Origin of the sequence: Chitinophaga sp. Cy-1792, assembly GCF_011752935.1 — a bacterium.
Classification (GTDB): Bacteria; Bacteroidota; Bacteroidia; order Chitinophagales; family Chitinophagaceae; genus Chitinophaga.
In genome coordinates, this window is the sequence record NZ_VWWO01000002.1 from 160,476 (window position 1) to 180,305 (window position 19,830).

Below are 19,830 nucleotides of genomic sequence, written 5' to 3' on the forward strand. Positions count from 1 at the left end.
AAGTTCATCACATCTTTATAAATATTAATAATGCCGGCAGATATTGTAATAGCAAGGGTTGTAGAGATTTGTCCGAATTGATTTTAGTTGAGTTTCAATAGGTTGTATTCCTACAGTTTTTTCCGGTTCAGGAGAGAAATAATATTATCTTAGAGAGATATACAAGTTCTTTGTTACAATTTCAAATCTCCCAAAAACTAAAGCTAAGCACAATGGAATCTATTCAGCCCCAAACAAATACTTTCATTTCCACTGACGGATTGAACGTTTTTTACAGAAACTGGAACACGGCTAACCCTAAAGCCCTGGTTATTATAGCCCACGGTTTTAACTCCCACAGCGGTTACTATCAATGGGCCGCAGAACAATTAACCGCTCAGCATTATGAAGTGTATGCCCTCGATTTTCCAGGAAGAGGTCAGTCTGACGGAGAGCGGTATTATATTGCAGACTATCACACCTTTGCAGGAGAGCTGGATAAACTGATCAACATTGCTCAGACAGCACATCCCAATTTACCTACATTTTTAATGGGTCATAGCGCCGGTGGCGTTATGTCAGTTGTCTACACCCTGGCTCACCAGGATAAACTGAGCGGTTTGATTTCTGAAAGCTTTGCTTTTCAGGTACCTGCCCCGGATTTTGCTATTGCCGCATTAAAAGGGTTGAGTCATATCTTCCCGCATGCGCATGTACTGAAACTGAAAAATGAAGACTTCTCCCGTAATAAGGAAGTAGTTGATTTTATGAACCATGATCCGCTCATCGCCGATGAAGTGCAACCAACAAAAACGGTGCAGCAACTTGCCCTTGCAGATGAGCAACTGAAAGCAGATGTGGCTGAAATAAAACTCCCTGTCTTTTTCCTCCATGGTACTGCCGATAAAGCCACCAAGCCTTCTGGTAGCCAATTCTTTTATGACAATGTTTCTTCAACGGATAAAACGTTGAAGTTTTATGAAGGGCATTATCATGATATGCTCAATGATCTTGATAAAGAGATAGTAATGAAAGATATCCTGGACTGGTTAGATAAACATAGTTCTTAAGCAGGGTTGCTTAAATGCAAAACGGTCTCTACTCAGTAGAAACCGTTTTGCTGCTTTTATCCTGATGTAGCGTATATTGCAGCCGGAAACCGGGCTATGCGAAAAACACTACTGCTGAATATTATTCTTTTTATCTGCTTCCTCACAGGCACTTACCTGGTGGTTCACTATGCCAGTAAAGAAACTACTGTCATCAATCCATGGATAGGCAGGCTTTGTATCTTCATTTCCTGTCTGCTGCACCTGATCATCCTCTGGGCCAAAAACTTCGGTGCTGTAAACCACCGGATCATGGTATTCCAGTCATGGCTAGTCATCCTCTTTTACTTTGTGGCCGGCTTTTTTATATAAGCTTTACTAAGGCTTCCAATTGTTCAATACTTTCTCCTGCGTATAGGCCCGGGCTTCTTTGGCTGTTAAGGCCCTTAATCCGGCCCATTTGGCGCGTTGCGACATATCAGCACCCAGGCCACTGTTGTTGTATTCTACGAGCTGTAAGCTATCACTGGTGGCTGCATAATCCATTCTCCAGGTAGTAGGCCAGCCTTTAGGGTCTATCTGTGCGGGAAGAACAGAATTCAGAATGGCAACTTTAGGATAATTATGCCATGGCCTGCCAATCGCAACAGGCTTGCCATCATCACCGCTACGCGGGCTCCCGTCAGCATAGGTAAACTTACATTCATTAAATACAAAACCATATGCCTGCTGCTGCGGTGTAGAAGGCGCTGTTATCCAGCCACCACCAAAACTTCTGATCTCACAGGCCTGAAAATAAACAATACCACCACCATAGATATAGTCTGTACGACCCACTATCAGGCAGTTCCCGAAGTAATTCCGTTGTCCGTCTGCGGCCGCATAAATCGTGTCCTGGTACCCAAGCAGCCGGCAATTACGGAAGCTGCACCTGTCGCCACGCAGCGTAAGGGCCAATGCCTGACCTACCGGGCCTGCCGTATTGGAGACAGTAAGGTTTTCCGCCTGGAAGTCGTCCGCCAGGATCGTCAGCGTGGCGGAAGTTCTGATCAGGTCAGCGTTTTGATGCCATAGTTCCCAGGCATCAGCAGGACATTTATTCCCTGACTCCGGACTTTTACAATCATAAAGATGGTAACTGATGATCGTACTGTCGCGGCTTTCTCCTACCAGCTTGATTTTTACCTTCGATTTTGGCACCAGCAATTTTTCTGTATTATATAGTCCTTTTTTCAGGTAGATGATAGTCGTAGTAGTGCTGTTGTCGGGAACGGCATCTATGGCCTGTTGCAGACTGCTGTAATCACCGCTGCCATCCTTTGCCACAACGATGCGGCCAGGCGCGCCGGTAGCAAAAGTAGTCGCACAAGTCATCTGCATACACAAAAAAAATAATGTTATTGCCACCCTCATACTATTTTGTTTTAAAGATGATTTCATAGGTTTTACCAGCTGTGGTAGCCATATCGTAATCCGTTACTCGGAAAGGCATTGTTGTGATTTCAGCGGCATTCGTAATAATGGGTTTACTAACAGGTATCAGCTGATAAAACTCATTGGCATTAATGCCGGTAGCTGCTTTTATCCCCTGGGTAGTTGACAGTTGCCAGTTGTGATGCAGGCGTAAGCGCAGGTTGCCACCTAAGGCGGAATGCACCGTTACTTTTTGTGGCTGGTTATTTTTCCAGGTAATATCAACAGTAAATCCGCCACGCGCCATTAAACCCTTTACCACGCCGGATTTCCATGCGGCAGGGAGTGCAGGCAATATTTCAACCGCACCATCCTGGCTTTGTAACAGCATCTCTGCAATTCCTGCGGTACATCCGAAATTGCCATCTATCTGGAAAGGCGGATGTGCATCAAAGAGATTAGGATAGGTGCCGCCGCCCTGGCCTTTCTGCACTTCCGGTGATACCAGGTTTAATTGGTTGGTGATCAGTTTCAGTGCATGGTCGCCATCTTTCATGCGTGCCCAGAAATTAACTTTCCAGCCCATGCTCCAGCCGGTAGAGATATCACCGCGGGAAGTAAGGGTGTTTTTAGCCGCCGCAAATAATGCAGGCTGTTGTATAGGTGAAATCTGTGCGGAAGGATACAGGCCAAATAGCTGCGAGATATGCCGGTGGCGGTCGTTGGGGCGGTCCCAGTCGAACATCCATTCCTGTAGCTGACCATATTTCCCTGCCTGCATGGGCGGTAGCTGTGCGCGTGTATGCGTTAGCGTATCAGCGAATGCCTCGTCAGTTTGTAAGGCATGCGCTGCAAATATGGTGTTGGTAAACAGATCGGTGAGTATCTGGTTATCCATGGTAGTGCCGTAGGTAAGGCCGATACTGTTGCCGGCACTGTCTTTCATGAAGTTATTTTCCGGGCTCATACTAGGCGCTACGACCAGCCATCCATGGTCGGGCTCACGCTGTAAGGCGTCGAGGTAATAGGTGGCGGCGCTCTTCATAATAGGGTAGGCGCTCCTGAGAAATTCTTTATTGCCGGTATAGAGGTAGTGTTCCCATAGATGCCGGCAAAGCCATGCGCCACCCATTGGCCACATACCATAAAAGCCACCGTCTACGGGACCGGTTATGCGCCACAGATCAGTGTTGTGATGTGCTACCCAGCCACGGGCATGGTACAGCTTTTGCGCGCTCTCCTGGCCGGTTACAGACAGGTCTTTGATCATATCGAACAGTGGTTGTCCCAGCTCACTCAGATTGGTTACCTCTGCCGGCCAGTAGTTCATTTCTGTGTTGATGTTGATCGTATACTTGCTATCCCAGGCAGGATTGGTTTTGTCATTCCATTTACCTTGCAGATTGGTGGCTTGCCCGCCGGGCTGAGATCCTGAAATCAGCAGGTAGCGGCCAAACTGAAAGTAAAGTTCCGTTAGCTGCGGATCGTTACTGCTGCTGTATTGCTGCACCCGTTGATCGGTGGGGAGCTGCGCGGTAGTTGCGGGCCCCAGGAACAGCGAAACCCGGTCGAAATATTGATGATATGCCTGCTGATGGGATGATAATAACGTGTTAAATGGCTTGTCTGCGGTGGCCTGCAATGCCTGCATAGCTTTCACATGCGGATTGCCGCTGACATCATGGTAGTTGATGAAGTTAGTGCCAATAGCGATATAGATGGTAGCTGTTGTAGCATTGTTTACGACAATGGATGAATCGGTATAGGCAACCGTTCCATCTGTGGTGGCCACTTTTACAGCTGTTTCGAAACGTATGGCAGGCGCGAGTTTCTCCTGTATGCCAGGTGTGCCTGTAAGTGTGAGTATGCCATTTGTTACATGGGTGTTTTTATGCAGATGCGGGCTATTCATTGAAACAGCAAACGATAGCGCTTTGCTGCTACTGGCGCTGCAATGAACCGCGATGATATTATCTGTAAGAGAAGCAATCGTTTGCCGGGTGTAGGTGATGTTATTTCGTGTATACCTGACCGTAGCAACGGCATTGGAGATATCAAGGTCCCGGTAGTAATCATTCACCTGCTCATGTCCGGGAAAGGATATACGCAGATCAGCCGCCGGCTGATAGCTCATGCCGTTATAAGCGGCGTTCATACTGGCTTTGGAGAGCGCCTGTGCGGCGGCCCATTGCTTTTCAAAGAGGAGCTTTCGTATAACCGGAATAACCGTAGCCTGGCTGTCAACAATATTATTATGTGGTTGTCCGGTCCAGATGGTTTCTTCGTTTAGCTGTATACGTTCGGCAGATGGTTGTCCGTAAACCATAGCGGCGAGGTGTCCGTTTCCTATGGGCAGGGCTTCGTTCCATGTGGCTGCTGGTTTATTGTACCAGAGTTTCAGTTGATCAGGCTGGTTTTTTTGTTGCGCAGCCATGCTGCCGGCAAGCAGCAGCATGGTTCCTGTAACTAAATAACGTTTCATACGTGGCAATTATCCTTTGAAAATTGGAAAATTTTGGGAGAAAGCCGGAATGAAAGCCGCTATTTATTTACGCAATCGTTCCCGTTGAGGATGAGCGGTTAATTACGCAACCGACGTAACTCCTGCAAAGAGATTCCCTCATTTTTCCAGACTGTACTTATTTGTCCCAATTTGATATATAACATGATATACAGAATGATTAGTGGGAGTGGGCAGATGAATAGTAGCAACAGGTTCTGAGCAAAGTTTATTCCTATGAAAGAAAAAGATACGAACATCCCGCATATACAGGCTGCGCGGCCTATACCTATTGCCTCCTTTTTCTCTGCCCATATTAAAGCATTTCCAAGGCAGAAGGTTAAAGTAAGTATAATACAAAAGGTATTGAATAATGCAGGCCGTAGATGAAATATTGAACCTGTAAAAATGGCTACGAAAAGGAAATATGTTGTACTTAACGTAAAAAAGCCGCCCAATATACTTCCGATTATCACCATAACTCTGCAATACACTGGCAACATATGGAACCTTCTTTTCTTTTGGACGATATCCTGCATATCACCGAGTAGGGATGTTTCTGTTGTATTCATAGGAAATATTAAAAATGTGAGATTAATTCATTTCACTTTTAGAAGCCCCGATTGTTTTCCAGTTACGGCGCACCCGTAATAAAACGACAAACAGCAGGGCGTGTAATCCACCAAATGGTACCGCCGTGAGAATAATTATCAACGGAGTACTTGCGTAAAGGCTTATTTCCCTGCCAGCTCCGATAGACAGCAGTACCCCAAGGATAGAACTTGCATAAGCCCATCCAATCACATATCTTTTTTCTAAACATATAAATAGAAAACCCATAAAATATAGCAGGCAGGTTAATAACATCAGTAGAAAGGGGGCATCCCAGCTCCAGAAACGATCCTTGATAATCAGTATCAGTAAACTGCCTGTAATGAATGTCCCTGCTAAGGTTCCAGGGATCACCAGTACTTTCGTGAAAACTGGTAGTAGCTGCCACCTTCTTTTTTTGTGAGGAATAGTGGTTTCATTTGAATGCATAGGTCGTGATCTTATTATTTCGGATTATCAGCACAGGCACGCAAATCAGCTTAGTTCTCTTTTGGTAACACCGTTCTCCATCCAGTTTTTCCTGATTTTGCGGAGTTGAAAAATAAATGATACGTATAACAGCACCAGTGGAAGCATGGTAGACATTGGCGTCTTTGTTAGCTGATTCAGGAAATTGGCGATACCAAGTGTGACAACAAGTGCACAGACACTGCTGGCATATCCCCAGTAAATGGCGCTCTTCTTTTCCATCCATAAGAAAAGATTGCCGAGGAAGAAAGTAAGTAAAATTAGCGCGGCCATAATAATAGGGATTCTCTCACCGGGCTTGAATAAATCATGCCCTTCTTCCGTGAAAAGTGCCCCTGCTAATATGAGGGTGTTTAGCAGCCCACCAGCGATGGTACTGAATATCACTATTATTCTGCCGTAAAGCGGGAGTATAAGCCATCTTCTTTTTTTTGCGGCGCTCTCAATAATATCGTCCAGGATGGAGGTTTCGGTTGTGCTCATGGATTTTGTCTCGTTGATGTAAGGAATGAAATAGTTGTTGTCAATGCTAAACCCTGATTATATTATAAGAGGTTTTTTTAAATCGGCGCTGCTCACACCTTCTTCTTTCCAGCGTTTTCGTATTTTGATCAAATTAAAAATAAGTGGTGCAAATAGTGCCAGTGGAGGTATAGTGCGTATAATAAAGGATGCAGTATTACTTGCAGCGGCTATTGTTGTGATAACTAAAAAGAATAGCACCGGAACAACCGGTGTAAAATATCCCCAAAGAATGGCATTCCTTTTTTCTTTCCAAAGGAACCAGTTGCCCAGAAAGGTAAGGCCAATAAAGGTACCGAAGAATAAATCCATGACAAACAAGAATATATCAAACTGTCGTAGCGATGTAAGAATGAAGTCATAAATAATGTAGGAAATCAGTAATGGATATAAGATTATTCCAAGTATTACCAGTGTTCTGGTATAGAAAGATAGCATATGCCACCTGCGTTTTGTGGCGGTGCTCTCCATAATTCCATCCAGGATGGAAATATCATTCATATTCATAGGTTGTTGCGCTTTAGGCATAGGTAGCAGATAGGGCCAATTTACATAAAATATCCGCTCTGGAACAGTCATGGCGCCTCCTTCATAATTTCTGCATATAAACCGGTGAGATTTTTATTGGTTTATACTCTTTAGAGATAGGCATGACAGGAATCCACCTGAAATGTATTATTTTCAAGTGTTTGATGTGCTGTTTGCTTTATAAACTTATCCTGTTCTATTATTCATTTTTTCAACCTGTGTCCATGACAGCTAAAAGCAGAATATTCTCTATCGATGCCTTCCGGGCGATTACCATGTTATTGATGATTTTTGTAAATGATGTCAGCGGTGTGCACAATATCCCGCAATGGATAGAACATGTGAGGATGGAAGACGATGGGATGGGCTTTGCAGATACTGTATTTCCTACCTTTCTTTTTATTGTAGGCCTCTCTATTCCCTTTGCTATTGGCTACCGGATGCGGCAACAGCAGTCGTGGCTAAAGATAGAATCCCATATTTTACTACGGTCAGTGGCCCTGATTGTCATGGGTTTCTTCCACGTAAACCTGGAATCTTATAGTAATACGGCTCCTCTGCCGCAGGCTGTCTGGGCCATCGCCATCACAATTGCTTTCTTCCTCATATGGCTGGATTATCCGGAAACTATACCTGCACCGGTACGTTATGGCCTCATGGGGGCAGGTGTTATTGTGCTCATAGCGATGGCAATGTGTTACAGTGGTGGTACCGGCGATCATCTGCATGGTATGGAACAGTCATGGGGTGGTATCCTGGGCATCATAGGATGGGCATACCTGGTATGTGCCACGCTGTTTTTGCTGTTGCAGGGCCGCTTTGCGGGTGTATCGGTTATCCTGGTTTGCTTCCTGCTGATAAATATTGGTACACACGGCGGGTGGCTGCATATACAGCTTCCTGTGATCGGTGATGCAGCGAGTGTGGCACTGATTATGGCGGGCGTGTGGGCATCACAGTTATATACCCGCCTCCGGGAGCAGGGAAGGATAAACAGCCTGTGGCTATTGTTCGCTGGTATTGGTATTGTGGCTATTGCTGCGGGATTCCTGTTAAGGCCCTATACGGAGGGGATCTCCAAAATCAGGTCTACACCGGCATGGGTATTGATTTGCACCGGCATTGCCGTGCTGGTATTTGAACTGCTGATATGGATTACAGATGTACGTGGAAAAAATGCCTGGTATAAATTGATTAAACCGGCAGGAACCAGTACGCTGACCTGTTACCTGATACCTTACCTGTTGTATGCGGTATTTGAGCTCACAGGCTTCCGTTACCCAGATTTTCTCAGCCAGGGCGTTGGCGGCATTCTCCGTTCTTTTGCAGTTGCATTGCTTGTTATTATCCTGGTAGGTTTTATGGAGAAAAAGCACCTGCGTTTAAAAATCTGATAGAAAGAGGAAGTGTGTGCATGATAGTTAGTTTAATCAGCAGACATGGTTTTCTTTATATGCTGAATGAGCTCCTCAATAGCGGACAATTGTGCGTCCTCAATTTTAGCTCTTACTTTGGCCTTATTTTTTTCGCTCAACCTTGGATCATTTAATAATTCATCAGCCTGGGCATATAATCTCCTTCTATTGTATTTATTGAACTTCCTTCGGATATAGAAAACCGCTTCAGGAGCGAGTAAATGCCACAGATATCTGATGATAATGCCAATTGCAGGAGCAAACACAATAATATAACCTTTCCAGGCATTATGGTCTGGAAGGTTTTGTCCAAACTTTGCCAGAATGGAACCTATAGTTGCTCCTGCAATGCTGTCAATATTATTTGAACCAGGCCTGGTTTGCGATGGTTGGTTTGGGTTACTGGTCAACAAACAATCTATTTATTATTTTTCCTGATGACTTATCACCGCATCTAAAAATCTAATGAGATCTTCCGCCGTATTTTTTTTTCTAAAATCATATTCAACAATTTCTCCCTGCTTACTCTTGATTCTTAGTACCTGGGGAGGGAAGTTAACGGCAATGAAAATCTTAATAAAAGGACTGTAGATGAGCGTAAAGGCGATTGTTGCAAGTACAAGGTTAATAATGGCATCAATCATTTCACATGAATTTATTTTTGGGAATCATTAACAAGATAAAGATACTTATTTCCTCTTTTTAATGATTAAAAAAACATCATTTTTTAATAAAATTCTATAACATTTGCTTCCTTTTATCTTAGTGTTTGTGTACTTTTAGCGGATCCCATAGTTATATCATCATCAAATAAAATTCAGCCAGAATGAAAGGATTACTTATCGCATTATTAGCCCCGGCCTTGCTGACAGCAACTCCGAAAAAGCCAGCAGCAGATAAAAAGGCAAAGCCAGTTGTAATTGGCTATGTTGGCGGTTTCAGGGGTACCGTAAATACCGATGCCATCGCAGCAAATAAGCTGACACACATCAACTACGCTTTCGTAAACGTACAGCATAACCGTGCAGTACTTACCAACCTTGCCACTGATACTGTCAATTTCAGAAATTTATCCGCACTTAAAAAAATAAACCCCGATTTAAAAATTCTAATCTCCATTGGCGGATGGGCATGGAGTGCCAATTTCTCTGATGCTGTACTGACAGACACTTCCAGGGCCGCATTCGCTAAAAGTGCAGTAGATATTATTCGTGATTATAACCTCGACGGCGTGGATATCGACTGGGAATACCCTGCAAGAGAAGGAGAAGTAGGTAACGTATTCAGGCCGGAAGATAAGGTCAACTATACCCTTATGTTTGCCGCCCTGCGTAAAGAATTAAACCTGCTGGAAAAGAAAACACATAAAAAACTCCTCCTCACCACAGCTACCGCCGGATTTGTCGGGTTCCTCGAAACAACGGAAATGGGTAAGGCGCAGCAATACCTGGATTATGTCAATATCATGTCCTACGATTGCTATAGTAACAAGTTTGCCGGCCATCACACCAATCTATTTCCTACAAAGGCTTTCGAACATTCACGCAATGCAGACGAATCTATCAAAGCCTATATCGCTGCAGGTGTACCGGCCTCAAAACTGGTAATGGGCATCGCTTTCTATGGCCGTAACTTTAAAGTGGCCGACAGCACCGCAACTGCTACAGGACTCGGATCACCCATCGTACGCCAGCAGTTCGGCAGCGGCTACACCTTCATCCGCGACAGCCTCCTGACGAAAGGATACCACGCCTACCGCGATCAGGATGCCAAAGCAGACTATCTCTACAATCCAGCTACCAAAGATTTTATTACCTGCGATGATGAATGGTCTGTTCAAAACAAATGCAACTACGTACTTGATAAGAAAATGGGCGGCGTCATGTTCTGGGAATATTCCTCCGATAAAAAAGAATATCTCCTCGATCAGATCAATTATACCTTCTCACATCCCGGTACAGTGCAGGATAATATCGGCCTTACCAGCGTAAAAGTACCGGAAACAGGGCCTGCGGTAACAGGAAGTAAATAAAAAAATAGGCAGGATGGCTAAATATTTTTCAAACAGGTGATTATATTTGCGACCTTGAAAATATAAAGTAACCCGTTTGTAAAGAAAATTTTAACCATGAAAAAACTACTGCCTTGCCTGATCGCCATCCTGACTTTAGGCCTTTTCTCCTGTGGTAAAAGCAATGATGCCGCTCCTGCCAGCGACAGCAACTGGACAATAGGTGAGTACACCTATCCAAGAGCTACATCTGCCCAAACCTCTTCACCAAGTGGAAACGGTGGTACCATCACAGCTATCGCTACTACCACTGCCGGCACCGGAGGAAACTACGGTGTGTTTTCCGGAGGCTCCGTATCTATGGCTTTCTACAGCAACCTCGGAGAAGGTACCTATACACTGGGAACGATGGAAATGATGGTAGCTAACCAAAATACCCGTATCCTCAATCTCTCCTGTACTGTTGGTACTGCAGTGAATTCCGGCGCCGTTATGTACAACTGTGTCAACAACGGAGGTACCGCTGAAATCACCAAAGACAAGGATGGTAAATTCCATGTCAACATTAAAACCGCCATTACCCTCCAAAAGGGTGTGGAAGTGAACGGCGGTATCCCGGCTGCCAAAGCCTTCTACGCTTTCACCATGAATAACGGCTACTAAACCGCATTTAGCAATACTTCTTTACAAGGCAGGTCTCCATCTTATGGCGACCTGCCTTGTTTATTGGAACACCTTCTCTCCCCAACTAAACATTTTGTATCTATTATCTGTAAACAGGTAGGAAAGTATTCATTCCTAAACCACATCCAATGGCAACAGCAAACGGAGGGAACGGAAAAGTCTGGAAAGGTACGCTCATAACTATCCTGGTCGTTTTTATACTGATGCAGTTCCACAGGCCGGAAATTGCAGCAGGAGGGCAGGGGATACCCCTCAATGCACCACCGCCTGTACAGGCGATCCTGCAAAAGTCCTGCTACGACTGTCACTCCAATACACCGCACCTCAAATGGTTCGATTATATCGCTCCCGGATACTGGCTGGTGGCAGCAGATATTAATGCCGCACAGCAAGTACTCAACTTCTCTACCCTCGGGAGCCTCGATACTGTCGCCAGAAACGCTGCGCTATGGGAAGTCCTCAACCAGGCCCGACTCCATGCCATGCCAACACGCGCCTATATCGCCCTGCATCCCGAAACCAGCATCACTGATGAAGATATCGCTATCCTCAAAAAATATGTGGCAACACTGAAACCGGTCATCCAGCCCGACAGCGGCTTTACGGCCGCCCGTGACCACCAGTTCTATGAATGGGCCAAAGGATACTACGCCAATAAACAAAACATTATCGCCCCTAACGGTGTGCCATATATGGACGGGTATAAAGACTGGCAACCCATCAGTACCACCCTCCGGGAAGATAACGGCACCATGCGCATCATTTTCGCCAATGATATCGGAGTAAAGGCTATTCGCGAAAATCGCATCCACCCCTGGCCAGATGGTACTACCTTCGCCAAAGTGGCCTGGGGCCAACTGATCGATACCGCCGGAAAAGTAACCACCGGCGCATTCAGACAGGTAGAATTCATGATCAAAGACAGCAAAAAATATATTGCTACCAGAGGCTGGGGATGGGCACGCTTCAAAACACCGGCCCTGGTGCCTTACGGCAAAGACAAAGTTTTTACAACAGAATGTATTAATTGTCACAACCCAATGAAAAACAATGACTTCGTTTTTACTCAACCAATTCAGTTGCCATGAAGAAGTATGTATTGCTCTTAGGGCTTGTAATGATCGCAATGGCTTGCAATTCCCCTGTTAAGATAGATCCGGTCAACAAACAGGCAGCCGTGCCGGCCAATATCCCCTTCGATCGCCAACAGTTTAAAGTCATCAATACTATTGTGGACCAGCGCAAACATAGTATCGGCGTGCTTTTTGGCAATGAGGCAGCGGTTTGCCTGCTCAAAGGCGACAGCTCCGCTACTGAACATAAAAAACTACTGCTACTCACCTGGGAACAAAAACCCGACGAAGCCTGGTTTGGCGCCGATATCCCCGGAGCATTCAAATCAGGGGTGTTGCTGGATACGGATGGGGCTAACATAAAGTGCGTCGCCTACGGAAAAGATGGGGCGGTACAAACGATCAGCGATGCAGAACAACAGGCAGTTATGCAGGAAATGATGGCGGTACGACCAGCCATTATGCCATAAAAAAAGCCGGTAGCTGTAAGGCTGCCGGCTAATGTCTTTTATTTTTGTAAGATGATTTGTTTTTTTTCTCCATCCCACTGATATACCTTTCTGCCCTTATCGGTAGTTTTCATTTTATGGCTGCCATCTTTGTTGACCACATCGGTGGCCTCTTCTTCAGACATCTCCCATATCACTAAATCCGGTTGCCCTTTTTTCTCATTCGGGAAAATAAACTCCTCGCTGTGATAATAGGCATCTGCATCACCAACATTGGTTTTGTCCGGGAAACGTACCAGCATACTGTCTTTGGTCCATGCGAAATAATAATCACAGGTAGGGATGCCGCAGGCTTCTCCGGAGAAATTGATCACGATAATATTCTGGACATTGGTCAGTCCCATGCCACTCATTAGCTTACCACCACTGTAATTGGCAGATTCGTCATCAAGGGTGGTAAACCCGATCTTTGCGAGCAGGTTACCATTCTGAACGGCTTTAAGCCGTACCATAAAGCGACGGATGGTATCAGCTGTCTTGTTCTCAAAGGTAATGCTGTCGGCTCTGCGCTCTATGCCATAAATGAATTTGGTGTCGCCACGGCGCATCTGTGCACAGCTGATAAGCCCCTGCCATACATAGCCGTTACGCACTTCTCCGTTTTTGCTATATTCTATTTTCAGCCATGGGCCTTTCAATCCACGGATAGTAAGTGGTTTTTGTGTAATCTCCAGCACTTTGATGTTGTCGCCTAAAAGAAGGGTGTCCTTGGGTGCTTGTCTGGTATCCGGACTAACCCGCACAAATGCAGTGTCGGCAAAGATATACCTGCTAACGGTATCGCCATATATACTCCAGCTGCGCATATCTGAGAAATCAGGGCCTTCCTGGGCAAACAATGATTTGGTAGCAAACAGTAATACAACCAGCAATAGTTTCTTCATAAAAAATTCTTAAAAATATGGAGTTGATATTTCACGGGAATATTTTTCCGGAATGCAAAGGTACGCTACTTTACCGATACCTGCTTGTTTTCATAGTTCCAGCTGTATTGCTTTTCCTGCTTTTCGGTAATGATATGTATGTATTTACCGTTCTTATCTTTCTTATCTGTAAAATCTTCATTGGTCATCACCCACAGGATCATATCCGGTTTGCCATTTTTTTCATTTGGGAAGATGAAATTTTCGTTATGATAGGAAATGCCCGCCTCCGATAACTCTGTTCTTTCTGGAAACTTCACTAGCATGCTATCAGCAGTAAAGGCAAAATAATAGTAGTTGCTGGGAATGCTGCAGGCATCTCCGGTGAAATTGAGCGCTATAACGTGCTGCACTCCCGTCAATCCCATGCCACTCATTACCTTCCCGTAGCTAAAATTGGCAGATTCATCATTAAAAACACTAAAAGAGGCCTGTGAAATGATCTGACGTTGTTTCACTGTTTTCAGCTTCACCACAAAGCGGGATTGCGTCACTTTTTGTTTGAAATCATTATACCAGGTGCTATCCTTTTTCCGCTCTATTCCATATACGAATTTTGTATCTCCGCGCCGCAATGGCTGACAACTCACCATCCCGGCCCAGATATAACCGATATGTGCAATGCTGTCACGGATATAGTTGATCTTCAGCCACGGCCCTTTCAGCCCGCGTATGGTAAGCATATTGTCAGTAATGGCAATCACCTGAATATTATCGCCGGCATACAGTGTGTCGGTGGCCGTTTTCCTGGTGTCTGGTGAAGAACGTATAAAAGCAGTATCGGCAAAGATATATCGGCCGATCGTATCAACACTGATACCCAGACTCCGAAGATCATCGGGTGTTGCAGCTTCCTGCGCATACAGGTTTTCTGCTGTAAATAACAGAAGAAAGATAAATAGTTTTTTCATGCAGATGTCTGGTATAGACTGCAAAAGTAGCAGAATCTTCTATAGGTAATACAACTATCTGCCTGGCTGTATCTGGTCCAGCTCCGCCTGAAGATCCGGCAATGCACCACCATTATATACCGTATAGCCTTTGGCTTTCAATAAATGCATGGCCTTTACACTTCTGAGACCATGTGAACAAACAGTGATATAAATTTTATTCTTATCCAGTGGCAGACTGTCTGCGTGCAACTGCCCCAGCGGAATATTTACTGCACCTGCAATGTGCCCGATATTAAATTCTACTACTGTTCTTACATCCAGTACTATAGCGCCTTTTGCTACGAGTACATGCAAACCTTTGTCGAGATTGATAAAGCGGTACATTCTGTAACTGCCATATAACACTACCAATACGCCGATGATGATTACAATCGTTTTCATGAGCAGTTGTTTTTCAGTTATCCTGCTGCTGCAGGATTTTTTTATCTATATAAAAAGTGCCAAAGGGTATAATGCAGGCTACCATTACTTTCCAGGTAGTACGACTAAACTGCCAGCGTTGTTCAACCGCCACCCCCAACGTGTTGAAAATGTATAAGAGAAACAACGCACCGTGAACAGGCCCCATCGCCTTTACCATTGCCGGATCATGCAATAGATATTTAGCGGGTACGGCCACCAGTACTAACAGTAATAAAGAGATGCCTTCCAGGTAGCCCAGTAATCTGAGTCTGCCCAGTCTTGTCTGAAATAATACCTTCATAGTTATCGTAATAATGGTCTGGAAGAAAGTGGTGAAAATGGCCATGGTACTGCCAGGAAGATGATGATAAAAGCGATGCTGAACCATATCAGTATCGTGCTGAACTTTGCCCTTCCAGTTACTTTTCGCTTTGCCATCGCTGATCCTATCGTTAAAATAGTTATGGCAACGATCATCAGAAATATATGTATGACTGAATAGAAAGTAATGCTGGAATCCGCTATGGCAGAAGATTTGTTCTGCCAGAAATACTTAACAACCGGACTCTGTGTATATAAGATCATACCGGCCATCAACTGTATATGTGCGATGGTGGCCGTCCAGTGCCTGATGGTATTGTCTGCTGCCGTAAAAGAGCGGTGCATAAAATAGCCTCGCGCAGCCCGGAATATAGCATAGGCAATACTCAGTACCACCATCCACCGGAGATAAGAATGGAGAAATACTAATGCGGAATACATGTCGTTGGAATTAGTCCGCACCAAAGGTAAATTAAAAACATACTAAATGGTATGTTTTTGGAGAAAAAAATTTTACGGCCTTATTTCAGGCCGTTCAGATAACCTTTTAATGCTTTCAGGAAAGACCTGTACACCCCCTTGTCCATCTCCAGTTTTCCCACATTCCTGACACCCCAATAGCCCGACATCACAAACAACGCTACCTCTTTTGCACGCGCATCCTTCCGTACAAAACCTGCTTTCTTGCCTTTTTCCAGGCTATTGATCATCGCCGTTTCCCATTCACGTACCAACCCCGCCAGCGCATGATTGAAATCGGCATGCCAGGGACTTAGCTCCTGTGTCAGGTTCGACACCGGACATCCATATTCCATCTTCATAAATTCATCTTCCATCAACAAATAATGGATGATATTATAAATCGCTATCAGCGGGTCTGGCTCATCCATGAATGGCTGAATAAACGCACTGGCAAAAGTTGGCTTCAGCAAATCATTGATAATTGCCATCCCCATCTGCTCCTTATTTTTGAAATGATAATAAAAAGCACCCTTAGTAACCTGGGTTTTCGCCAATATATCGTCTATACTGCTTGCCTGGTAACCTTTTACATAGATCAGCTCAAATGCTTTTCTGAGGATTTCAAGTCTTGTCGCTTCTGCCTTTTTCATGCTGCTTATTTTACTATCAGACAATAATCACAGCGATGCCTTACTGCACTGTAAGGAACGCCTTCGTAATTCCCCGGCGTCTTGTCATACCAGTCGTACCGGATAATATACATACCTTTTCTGTTCGGAAAAAATTCAGCCCGGCCTGTATTGTCCGTCTCCAGCTGTTTTTCCCAGTTATCGGGATTGAATATACGTAGTTTGCCACCTGCTGCTACTGGTTTACCGTCTTTATATACGGTTACCTGCATCATATCTTTTTTTGTCTGGGAGATGATGTCCAGCATTTGTACCGGTTTTTCTGCCGATACACCGACACCTGCCTGGTAGCTGCTACAGAGGTATTCAAAGGGGCGTACATTCTGACCGCCGCTGCCAGACCTGTCTACCACCGGTAATCTGGTGCCAGCTGCCAGTATGCGGTAGCCGCCCTTTAGTGTAGGCGTAAACGTTGCCTGCCAGCCGTCTTTCCGCGCGGTAACATGCAACGTATCCATACTGCCATCGGGCCGCATGGCAAAAATGCTGAACATATTGGCTGCCGGCAAAGTATCAAAGGTTTCCTTTAATCGCTTTCCATACTGGTCTATCTCTCCAAAAAAAATATTGATGGTGACCGGTTTCCCTGGCTGGCCATTGCCACTGATTTCCAGCCAATAGCCATGCGCGTAGGAAAGCATTGGCAAAAATATAATGAGTGCGATAAGTATGGTCCGGAGCATTTTTTTCATAGCCGCGAAGGTAACATTATCTGAAATATTCCACTTGCTCCAGTTTGTCTACAGATTCACATTTTAAGTTTGTGCCGCAAATAGAATAACAGATGAGACTATTTTTAATGATTGTTGCTTGCTGCTGCTGCGTTTTGGGCGCTTTCGCCCAGGGCAAACCCGGATCCGTTTCCGGTCATATCATAGACGCCGGAAATAAAGCACCGGTACCTTACGCTACGGTGGTAGTGGCAGACAAAAGCTCCGGCAAAACCGTCAACGGGGCCGTAGCTGACGATAAAGGAAACTTCAGTGTACACGGACTTAATCCAGGCCTTTTTACCGTCTCCGTAGAATTCATCGGCTACAATAAAAAAGTAATCGACAGCATAAAAATTACCAATAACAACACTGCTATCAACCTGGGAACCATCGCCATCCTTTCTTCTGCCAAAGCACTGAACGAAGTAGTTGTTACTTCCAAAGCGCCGGTAGTGGAAAGTAAGGTAGACAGAGTGGTCTACAACGCAGCCAACGACCTGACCTCTCAGGGCGGCGTTGCCCTGGACGTACTCAGAAAAGTACCACAGGTAACGGTCGATGTTGACGGTAACGTAGAACTACAGGGTAATTCCAACATCCGCTTCCTGATCAATGGAAAACCTTCCAGCATGTTCGGTAATAACCTGGCAGACGCACTGGCGGCCATTCCGGCCAGCCAGATACAAAGCATTGAGGCTATTACCAGCCCAGGCGCCAAATATGATGCACAAGGCACCGGCGGTATCATCAATATCGTGCTGAAAGAAAACCGACTCCAGGGCATGAACGGCAGCATCAACCTCGCCGCCGGCACCCGACTGGAAAATGCGGCCATCAACCTGAACCTGCGCCATAACAACTTCGGCGTAAACCTCTTCTTTAACGGTAACGCACAATTAAGTTCTTCTACACCCAACAGCCAGGACAGGTCCTCTTTTGCAGATAATAAGCTGGCCAGCCGCCTCTGGCAATCAGGAACAAATGATCTTACCAGGCGTTCCTACGCTACCGGACTGGGTTTCGACTGGTCGCCCAGCAAAAAGGATAACTTCAGCGCCGGCGTATCTTTTAATCATTTCAGCTCCCAGCTGGAAGGAACGTCCTTCATACGCCAGTGGACAAGCGGAAGCCTTGATACTACCTTCACCTCCCGCCCCAACAGTTCCCGCAACTGGCTGGATGCGGCCGACTGGAACCTGGGCTATAAACGCAAATTCAACAAGCCTGGGCAGGAGCTCGACTTCCTCTACAGCGCCAGCTTTGGATCACCACATGCCCGCTACTACCAGCTGCAATATGCCAACGATGATGCCATGCCTTTCGGCGGTACACAAGGATATAACCCAGGTACGGATCATCAGCATAACCTGTCGCTCGACTATACCCAGCCTGTCAGCAAATCATTTACCCTGGAAGCCGGTGTGAAAGCCATTTTCCACGATATGCAAAACAGCGCACAGGTAAACGCATATGATAAAATTACAGACAGTTACCGCCCGGACCCTACGCAGTCATACGATTTCAACTATCGCATGAATATCTACGCAGGGTATCTCTCCGCCAGCTTTAACCTCTTCCGCTTCCTGGATGTGGTGGCAGGCGCCCGCTACGAGTACACCAGCGTGGCCATGGATTACCCCGGCGGTACCGTGCCTTCCTACGGTAATTTTGTACCATCAGTAATATTTTCTCACAAATTCAATGATGATAATATGCTGAAACTGGCCTACACACATCGTTTGGAACGGCCAGACAGAGAACTGAATCCTTTCCTGAACCTCAGTGATCCGTATAATATCACCACCGGTAATCCTTTGCTGAAACCGGAAATCGGCGATAACTTCGAACTGGGCTACAGTAAATCGTTCAAAGGCGGCGGCAATATTTACATCGCACTGATGGAACGTATCAACAGCAATGATATCAAGCCTTACACCGCTTTCTATCCTACCTATACCATCGGTGATTCTGTTTATACAAACGTTTCTGTTACCAGCAGAGTGAATATTGGTACGGAATATAACTCAGGCCTGATCATTACGAGTTCTGTACCATTGACAAAAAATCTGAACCTCCGCGAAAATCTACAGGTATTTAACAGGCATGTGGTAAACCAGCTGGATGGTGGCAACAGAACGGATGGTGTCAACTGGCGTCTTAATATGAATGCTTCGTACCAGCTGCCTAAAAACCTGGTAGCTGAAGTGTTTGGTGAATTCCGCTCTGCATTCAACAATATCCAGGGCCGTCAGCCGCAGAACCTTTCCTATACCATCGCTTTGAGGAAACAGTTCTGGAATAAGAAGGCTGCACTGGGCATCACTGCTACTAATCCTTTCAGTCAGTATATCAGTCAGGTTACGACGATTAAAACGGCCACCTATTCTTCTTACATGTTGCGTGAAATTCCTTATCGCTCATTCGGTATTAATTTCTCCTATAAGTTTGGAAAGCTGCAGTTTAAAAAAGAGAAGGAATCTGATAACAATTACCTGAATAATTTACCATCTTTTTAATATAGCTATAAAAATAGCAAATTAGGCAAAATGAATATGGGCAGGCTTTTTAGCCTGCCTTGTTTTTTTCAGACAGATGCCTGCCGGA

Annotated in this window: 22 protein-coding genes; 8 read left to right on the top strand and 14 right to left on the bottom strand. The window is 45.2% G+C overall.

The features are described from left to right. Positions 1-212: 212 nt before the first annotated feature. Positions 213-1,049 carry an alpha/beta hydrolase gene (locus F3J22_RS14985; RefSeq protein WP_167018750.1) on the top strand — a complete coding sequence of 279 codons (837 nt, stop codon included), beginning with the start codon at positions 213-215 and terminating at the stop codon, positions 1,047-1,049. A gap of 96 nt (positions 1,050-1,145) precedes the next feature. Beyond that, entirely contained in the window at positions 1,146-1,400 is a 255-nt protein-coding gene (locus F3J22_RS14990) for a hypothetical protein (RefSeq protein WP_167018752.1), read from the top strand. A 6-nt stretch (positions 1,401-1,406) separates the two neighbouring features. On the opposite strand, the gene F3J22_RS14995 is transcribed toward F3J22_RS14990, so the two are convergent. The 5 genes from F3J22_RS14995 to F3J22_RS15015 all read right to left on the bottom strand — a co-directional run bounded on the left by F3J22_RS14995 (position 1,407) and on the right by F3J22_RS15015 (position 7,122). Then, a complete protein-coding gene (locus tag F3J22_RS14995; RefSeq protein WP_167018754.1) occupies positions 1,407-2,408 on the bottom strand; it encodes a pectinesterase family protein in 1,002 nt (333 codons plus the stop codon). A gap of 34 nt (positions 2,409-2,442) precedes the next feature. Continuing rightward, complete coding sequence (locus F3J22_RS15000) at positions 2,443-4,923, bottom strand: glycoside hydrolase N-terminal domain-containing protein (RefSeq protein ID WP_167018756.1); 2,481 nt, start codon at positions 4,921-4,923, stop codon at positions 2,443-2,445. A gap of 612 nt (positions 4,924-5,535) precedes the next feature. Continuing rightward, complete coding sequence (locus tag F3J22_RS15005) at positions 5,536-5,982, bottom strand: hypothetical protein (RefSeq protein ID WP_167018758.1); 447 nt, start codon at positions 5,980-5,982, stop codon at positions 5,536-5,538. A 45-nt stretch (positions 5,983-6,027) separates the two neighbouring features. Further along, positions 6,028-6,504, bottom strand: coding sequence for a hypothetical protein (locus F3J22_RS15010; protein ID WP_167018759.1), 477 nt, complete (start codon positions 6,502-6,504; stop codon positions 6,028-6,030). Between the two features lie 57 nt (positions 6,505-6,561). Further along, positions 6,562-7,122 (bottom strand): hypothetical protein, encoded by a 561-nt coding sequence (locus F3J22_RS15015; RefSeq protein WP_167018760.1) that lies wholly within the window; start codon positions 7,120-7,122, stop codon positions 6,562-6,564. A 173-nt stretch (positions 7,123-7,295) separates the two neighbouring features. Between F3J22_RS15015 and F3J22_RS15020 the strand changes: the two genes are divergently transcribed. Further along, positions 7,296-8,465: a DUF5009 domain-containing protein gene (locus F3J22_RS15020; protein WP_167018761.1), complete on the top strand. Its 1,170-nt coding sequence runs from the start codon at positions 7,296-7,298 to the stop codon at positions 8,463-8,465. 32 nt (positions 8,466-8,497) lie between these two features. On the opposite strand, the gene F3J22_RS15025 is transcribed toward F3J22_RS15020, so the two are convergent. Beyond that, the gene (locus F3J22_RS15025; protein ID WP_167018762.1) at positions 8,498-8,899 is read right to left on the bottom strand and encodes a hypothetical protein; all 402 of its coding nucleotides are present in this window, start codon (positions 8,897-8,899) and stop codon (positions 8,498-8,500) included. Positions 8,900-8,911: 12 nt separating this feature from the next. Next, on the bottom strand, positions 8,912-9,130 hold the full coding sequence (locus F3J22_RS15030) for a hypothetical protein (protein WP_167018763.1): 219 nt from the start codon (positions 9,128-9,130) through the stop codon (positions 8,912-8,914). Positions 9,131-9,312: 182 nt separating this feature from the next. Between F3J22_RS15030 and F3J22_RS15035 the strand changes: the two genes are divergently transcribed. From F3J22_RS15035 to F3J22_RS15050, 4 genes are all read left to right on the top strand, one after another. Beyond that, complete coding sequence (locus F3J22_RS15035; RefSeq protein WP_167018764.1) at positions 9,313-10,518, top strand: glycoside hydrolase family 18 protein; 1,206 nt, start codon at positions 9,313-9,315, stop codon at positions 10,516-10,518. Positions 10,519-10,614: 96 nt separating this feature from the next. Further along, on the top strand, positions 10,615-11,160 hold the full coding sequence (locus tag F3J22_RS15040; protein WP_167018765.1) for a hypothetical protein: 546 nt from the start codon (positions 10,615-10,617) through the stop codon (positions 11,158-11,160). A gap of 149 nt (positions 11,161-11,309) precedes the next feature. Continuing rightward, positions 11,310-12,269: a cytochrome P460 family protein gene (locus F3J22_RS15045; RefSeq protein WP_167018767.1), complete on the top strand. Its 960-nt coding sequence runs from the start codon at positions 11,310-11,312 to the stop codon at positions 12,267-12,269. After that, positions 12,266-12,724, top strand: coding sequence for a hypothetical protein (locus tag F3J22_RS15050; RefSeq protein ID WP_167018769.1), 459 nt, complete (start codon positions 12,266-12,268; stop codon positions 12,722-12,724). Before F3J22_RS15045 ends, F3J22_RS15050 begins: the two co-directional genes overlap by 4 nt. Before the next feature lie 38 nt (positions 12,725-12,762). Here F3J22_RS15050 and F3J22_RS15055 read toward each other — a convergent pair whose 3' ends face one another. The 7 genes from F3J22_RS15055 to F3J22_RS15085 form a co-directional block, all read right to left on the bottom strand. Then, positions 12,763-13,647, bottom strand: a complete 885-nt coding sequence (locus F3J22_RS15055; protein ID WP_167018771.1) for an SH3 domain-containing protein — start codon at positions 13,645-13,647, stop codon at positions 12,763-12,765. 65 nt (positions 13,648-13,712) lie between these two features. After that, on the bottom strand, positions 13,713-14,597 hold the full coding sequence (locus tag F3J22_RS15060; protein ID WP_167018773.1) for an SH3 domain-containing protein: 885 nt from the start codon (positions 14,595-14,597) through the stop codon (positions 13,713-13,715). A gap of 54 nt (positions 14,598-14,651) precedes the next feature. Further along, entirely contained in the window at positions 14,652-15,020 is a 369-nt protein-coding gene (locus F3J22_RS15065; RefSeq protein WP_167018774.1) for a rhodanese-like domain-containing protein, read from the bottom strand. A gap of 13 nt (positions 15,021-15,033) precedes the next feature. After that, positions 15,034-15,342 (bottom strand): DUF3817 domain-containing protein, encoded by a 309-nt coding sequence (locus F3J22_RS15070; protein ID WP_167018776.1) that lies wholly within the window; start codon positions 15,340-15,342, stop codon positions 15,034-15,036. Positions 15,343-15,344: 2 nt separating this feature from the next. Next, on the bottom strand, positions 15,345-15,803 hold the full coding sequence (locus F3J22_RS15075; protein ID WP_167018778.1) for a hypothetical protein: 459 nt from the start codon (positions 15,801-15,803) through the stop codon (positions 15,345-15,347). 80 nt (positions 15,804-15,883) lie between these two features. After that, on the bottom strand, positions 15,884-16,474 hold the full coding sequence (locus F3J22_RS15080; protein WP_167018780.1) for a TetR/AcrR family transcriptional regulator: 591 nt from the start codon (positions 16,472-16,474) through the stop codon (positions 15,884-15,886). A 5-nt stretch (positions 16,475-16,479) separates the two neighbouring features. Continuing rightward, complete coding sequence (locus tag F3J22_RS15085) at positions 16,480-17,205, bottom strand: hypothetical protein (protein ID WP_167018782.1); 726 nt, start codon at positions 17,203-17,205, stop codon at positions 16,480-16,482. A gap of 92 nt (positions 17,206-17,297) precedes the next feature. Here F3J22_RS15085 and F3J22_RS15090 point away from each other — a divergent pair, with 92 nt between their 5' ends. Beyond that, entirely contained in the window at positions 17,298-19,742 is a 2,445-nt protein-coding gene (locus F3J22_RS15090; protein WP_167018784.1) for a TonB-dependent receptor domain-containing protein, read from the top strand. Positions 19,743-19,830: the final 88 nt, after the last annotated feature.

Coding starts and splice junctions, on each gene's coding strand:
- F3J22_RS14985 (WP_167018750.1), top strand. CDS start 213: ATGGAATCTATTCAGCCCCAAACAAATACTTTCATTTCCACTGACGGA.
- F3J22_RS14990 (WP_167018752.1), top strand. CDS start 1,146: ATGCGAAAAACACTACTGCTGAATATTATTCTTTTTATCTGCTTCCTC.
- F3J22_RS14995 (WP_167018754.1), bottom strand. CDS start 2,408: ATGCAGATGACTTGTGCGACTACTTTTGCTACCGGCGCGCCTGGCCGC.
- F3J22_RS15000 (WP_167018756.1), bottom strand. CDS start 4,923: ATGAAACGTTATTTAGTTACAGGAACCATGCTGCTGCTTGCCGGCAGC.
- F3J22_RS15005 (WP_167018758.1), bottom strand. CDS start 5,982: ATGCATTCAAATGAAACCACTATTCCTCACAAAAAAAGAAGGTGGCAG.
- F3J22_RS15010 (WP_167018759.1), bottom strand. CDS start 6,504: ATGAGCACAACCGAAACCTCCATCCTGGACGATATTATTGAGAGCGCC.
- F3J22_RS15015 (WP_167018760.1), bottom strand. CDS start 7,122: ATGACTGTTCCAGAGCGGATATTTTATGTAAATTGGCCCTATCTGCTA.
- F3J22_RS15020 (WP_167018761.1), top strand. CDS start 7,296: ATGACAGCTAAAAGCAGAATATTCTCTATCGATGCCTTCCGGGCGATT.
- F3J22_RS15030 (WP_167018763.1), bottom strand. CDS start 9,130: ATGATTGATGCCATTATTAACCTTGTACTTGCAACAATCGCCTTTACG.
- F3J22_RS15035 (WP_167018764.1), top strand. CDS start 9,313: ATGAAAGGATTACTTATCGCATTATTAGCCCCGGCCTTGCTGACAGCA.
- F3J22_RS15040 (WP_167018765.1), top strand. CDS start 10,615: ATGAAAAAACTACTGCCTTGCCTGATCGCCATCCTGACTTTAGGCCTT.
- F3J22_RS15045 (WP_167018767.1), top strand. CDS start 11,310: ATGGCAACAGCAAACGGAGGGAACGGAAAAGTCTGGAAAGGTACGCTC.
- F3J22_RS15050 (WP_167018769.1), top strand. CDS start 12,266: ATGAAGAAGTATGTATTGCTCTTAGGGCTTGTAATGATCGCAATGGCT.
- F3J22_RS15055 (WP_167018771.1), bottom strand. CDS start 13,647: ATGAAGAAACTATTGCTGGTTGTATTACTGTTTGCTACCAAATCATTG.
- F3J22_RS15060 (WP_167018773.1), bottom strand. CDS start 14,597: ATGAAAAAACTATTTATCTTTCTTCTGTTATTTACAGCAGAAAACCTG.
- F3J22_RS15065 (WP_167018774.1), bottom strand. CDS start 15,020: ATGAAAACGATTGTAATCATCATCGGCGTATTGGTAGTGTTATATGGC.
- F3J22_RS15070 (WP_167018776.1), bottom strand. CDS start 15,342: ATGAAGGTATTATTTCAGACAAGACTGGGCAGACTCAGATTACTGGGC.
- F3J22_RS15075 (WP_167018778.1), bottom strand. CDS start 15,803: ATGTATTCCGCATTAGTATTTCTCCATTCTTATCTCCGGTGGATGGTG.
- F3J22_RS15080 (WP_167018780.1), bottom strand. CDS start 16,474: ATGAAAAAGGCAGAAGCGACAAGACTTGAAATCCTCAGAAAAGCATTT.
- F3J22_RS15085 (WP_167018782.1), bottom strand. CDS start 17,205: ATGAAAAAAATGCTCCGGACCATACTTATCGCACTCATTATATTTTTG.
- F3J22_RS15090 (WP_167018784.1), top strand. CDS start 17,298: ATGAGACTATTTTTAATGATTGTTGCTTGCTGCTGCTGCGTTTTGGGC.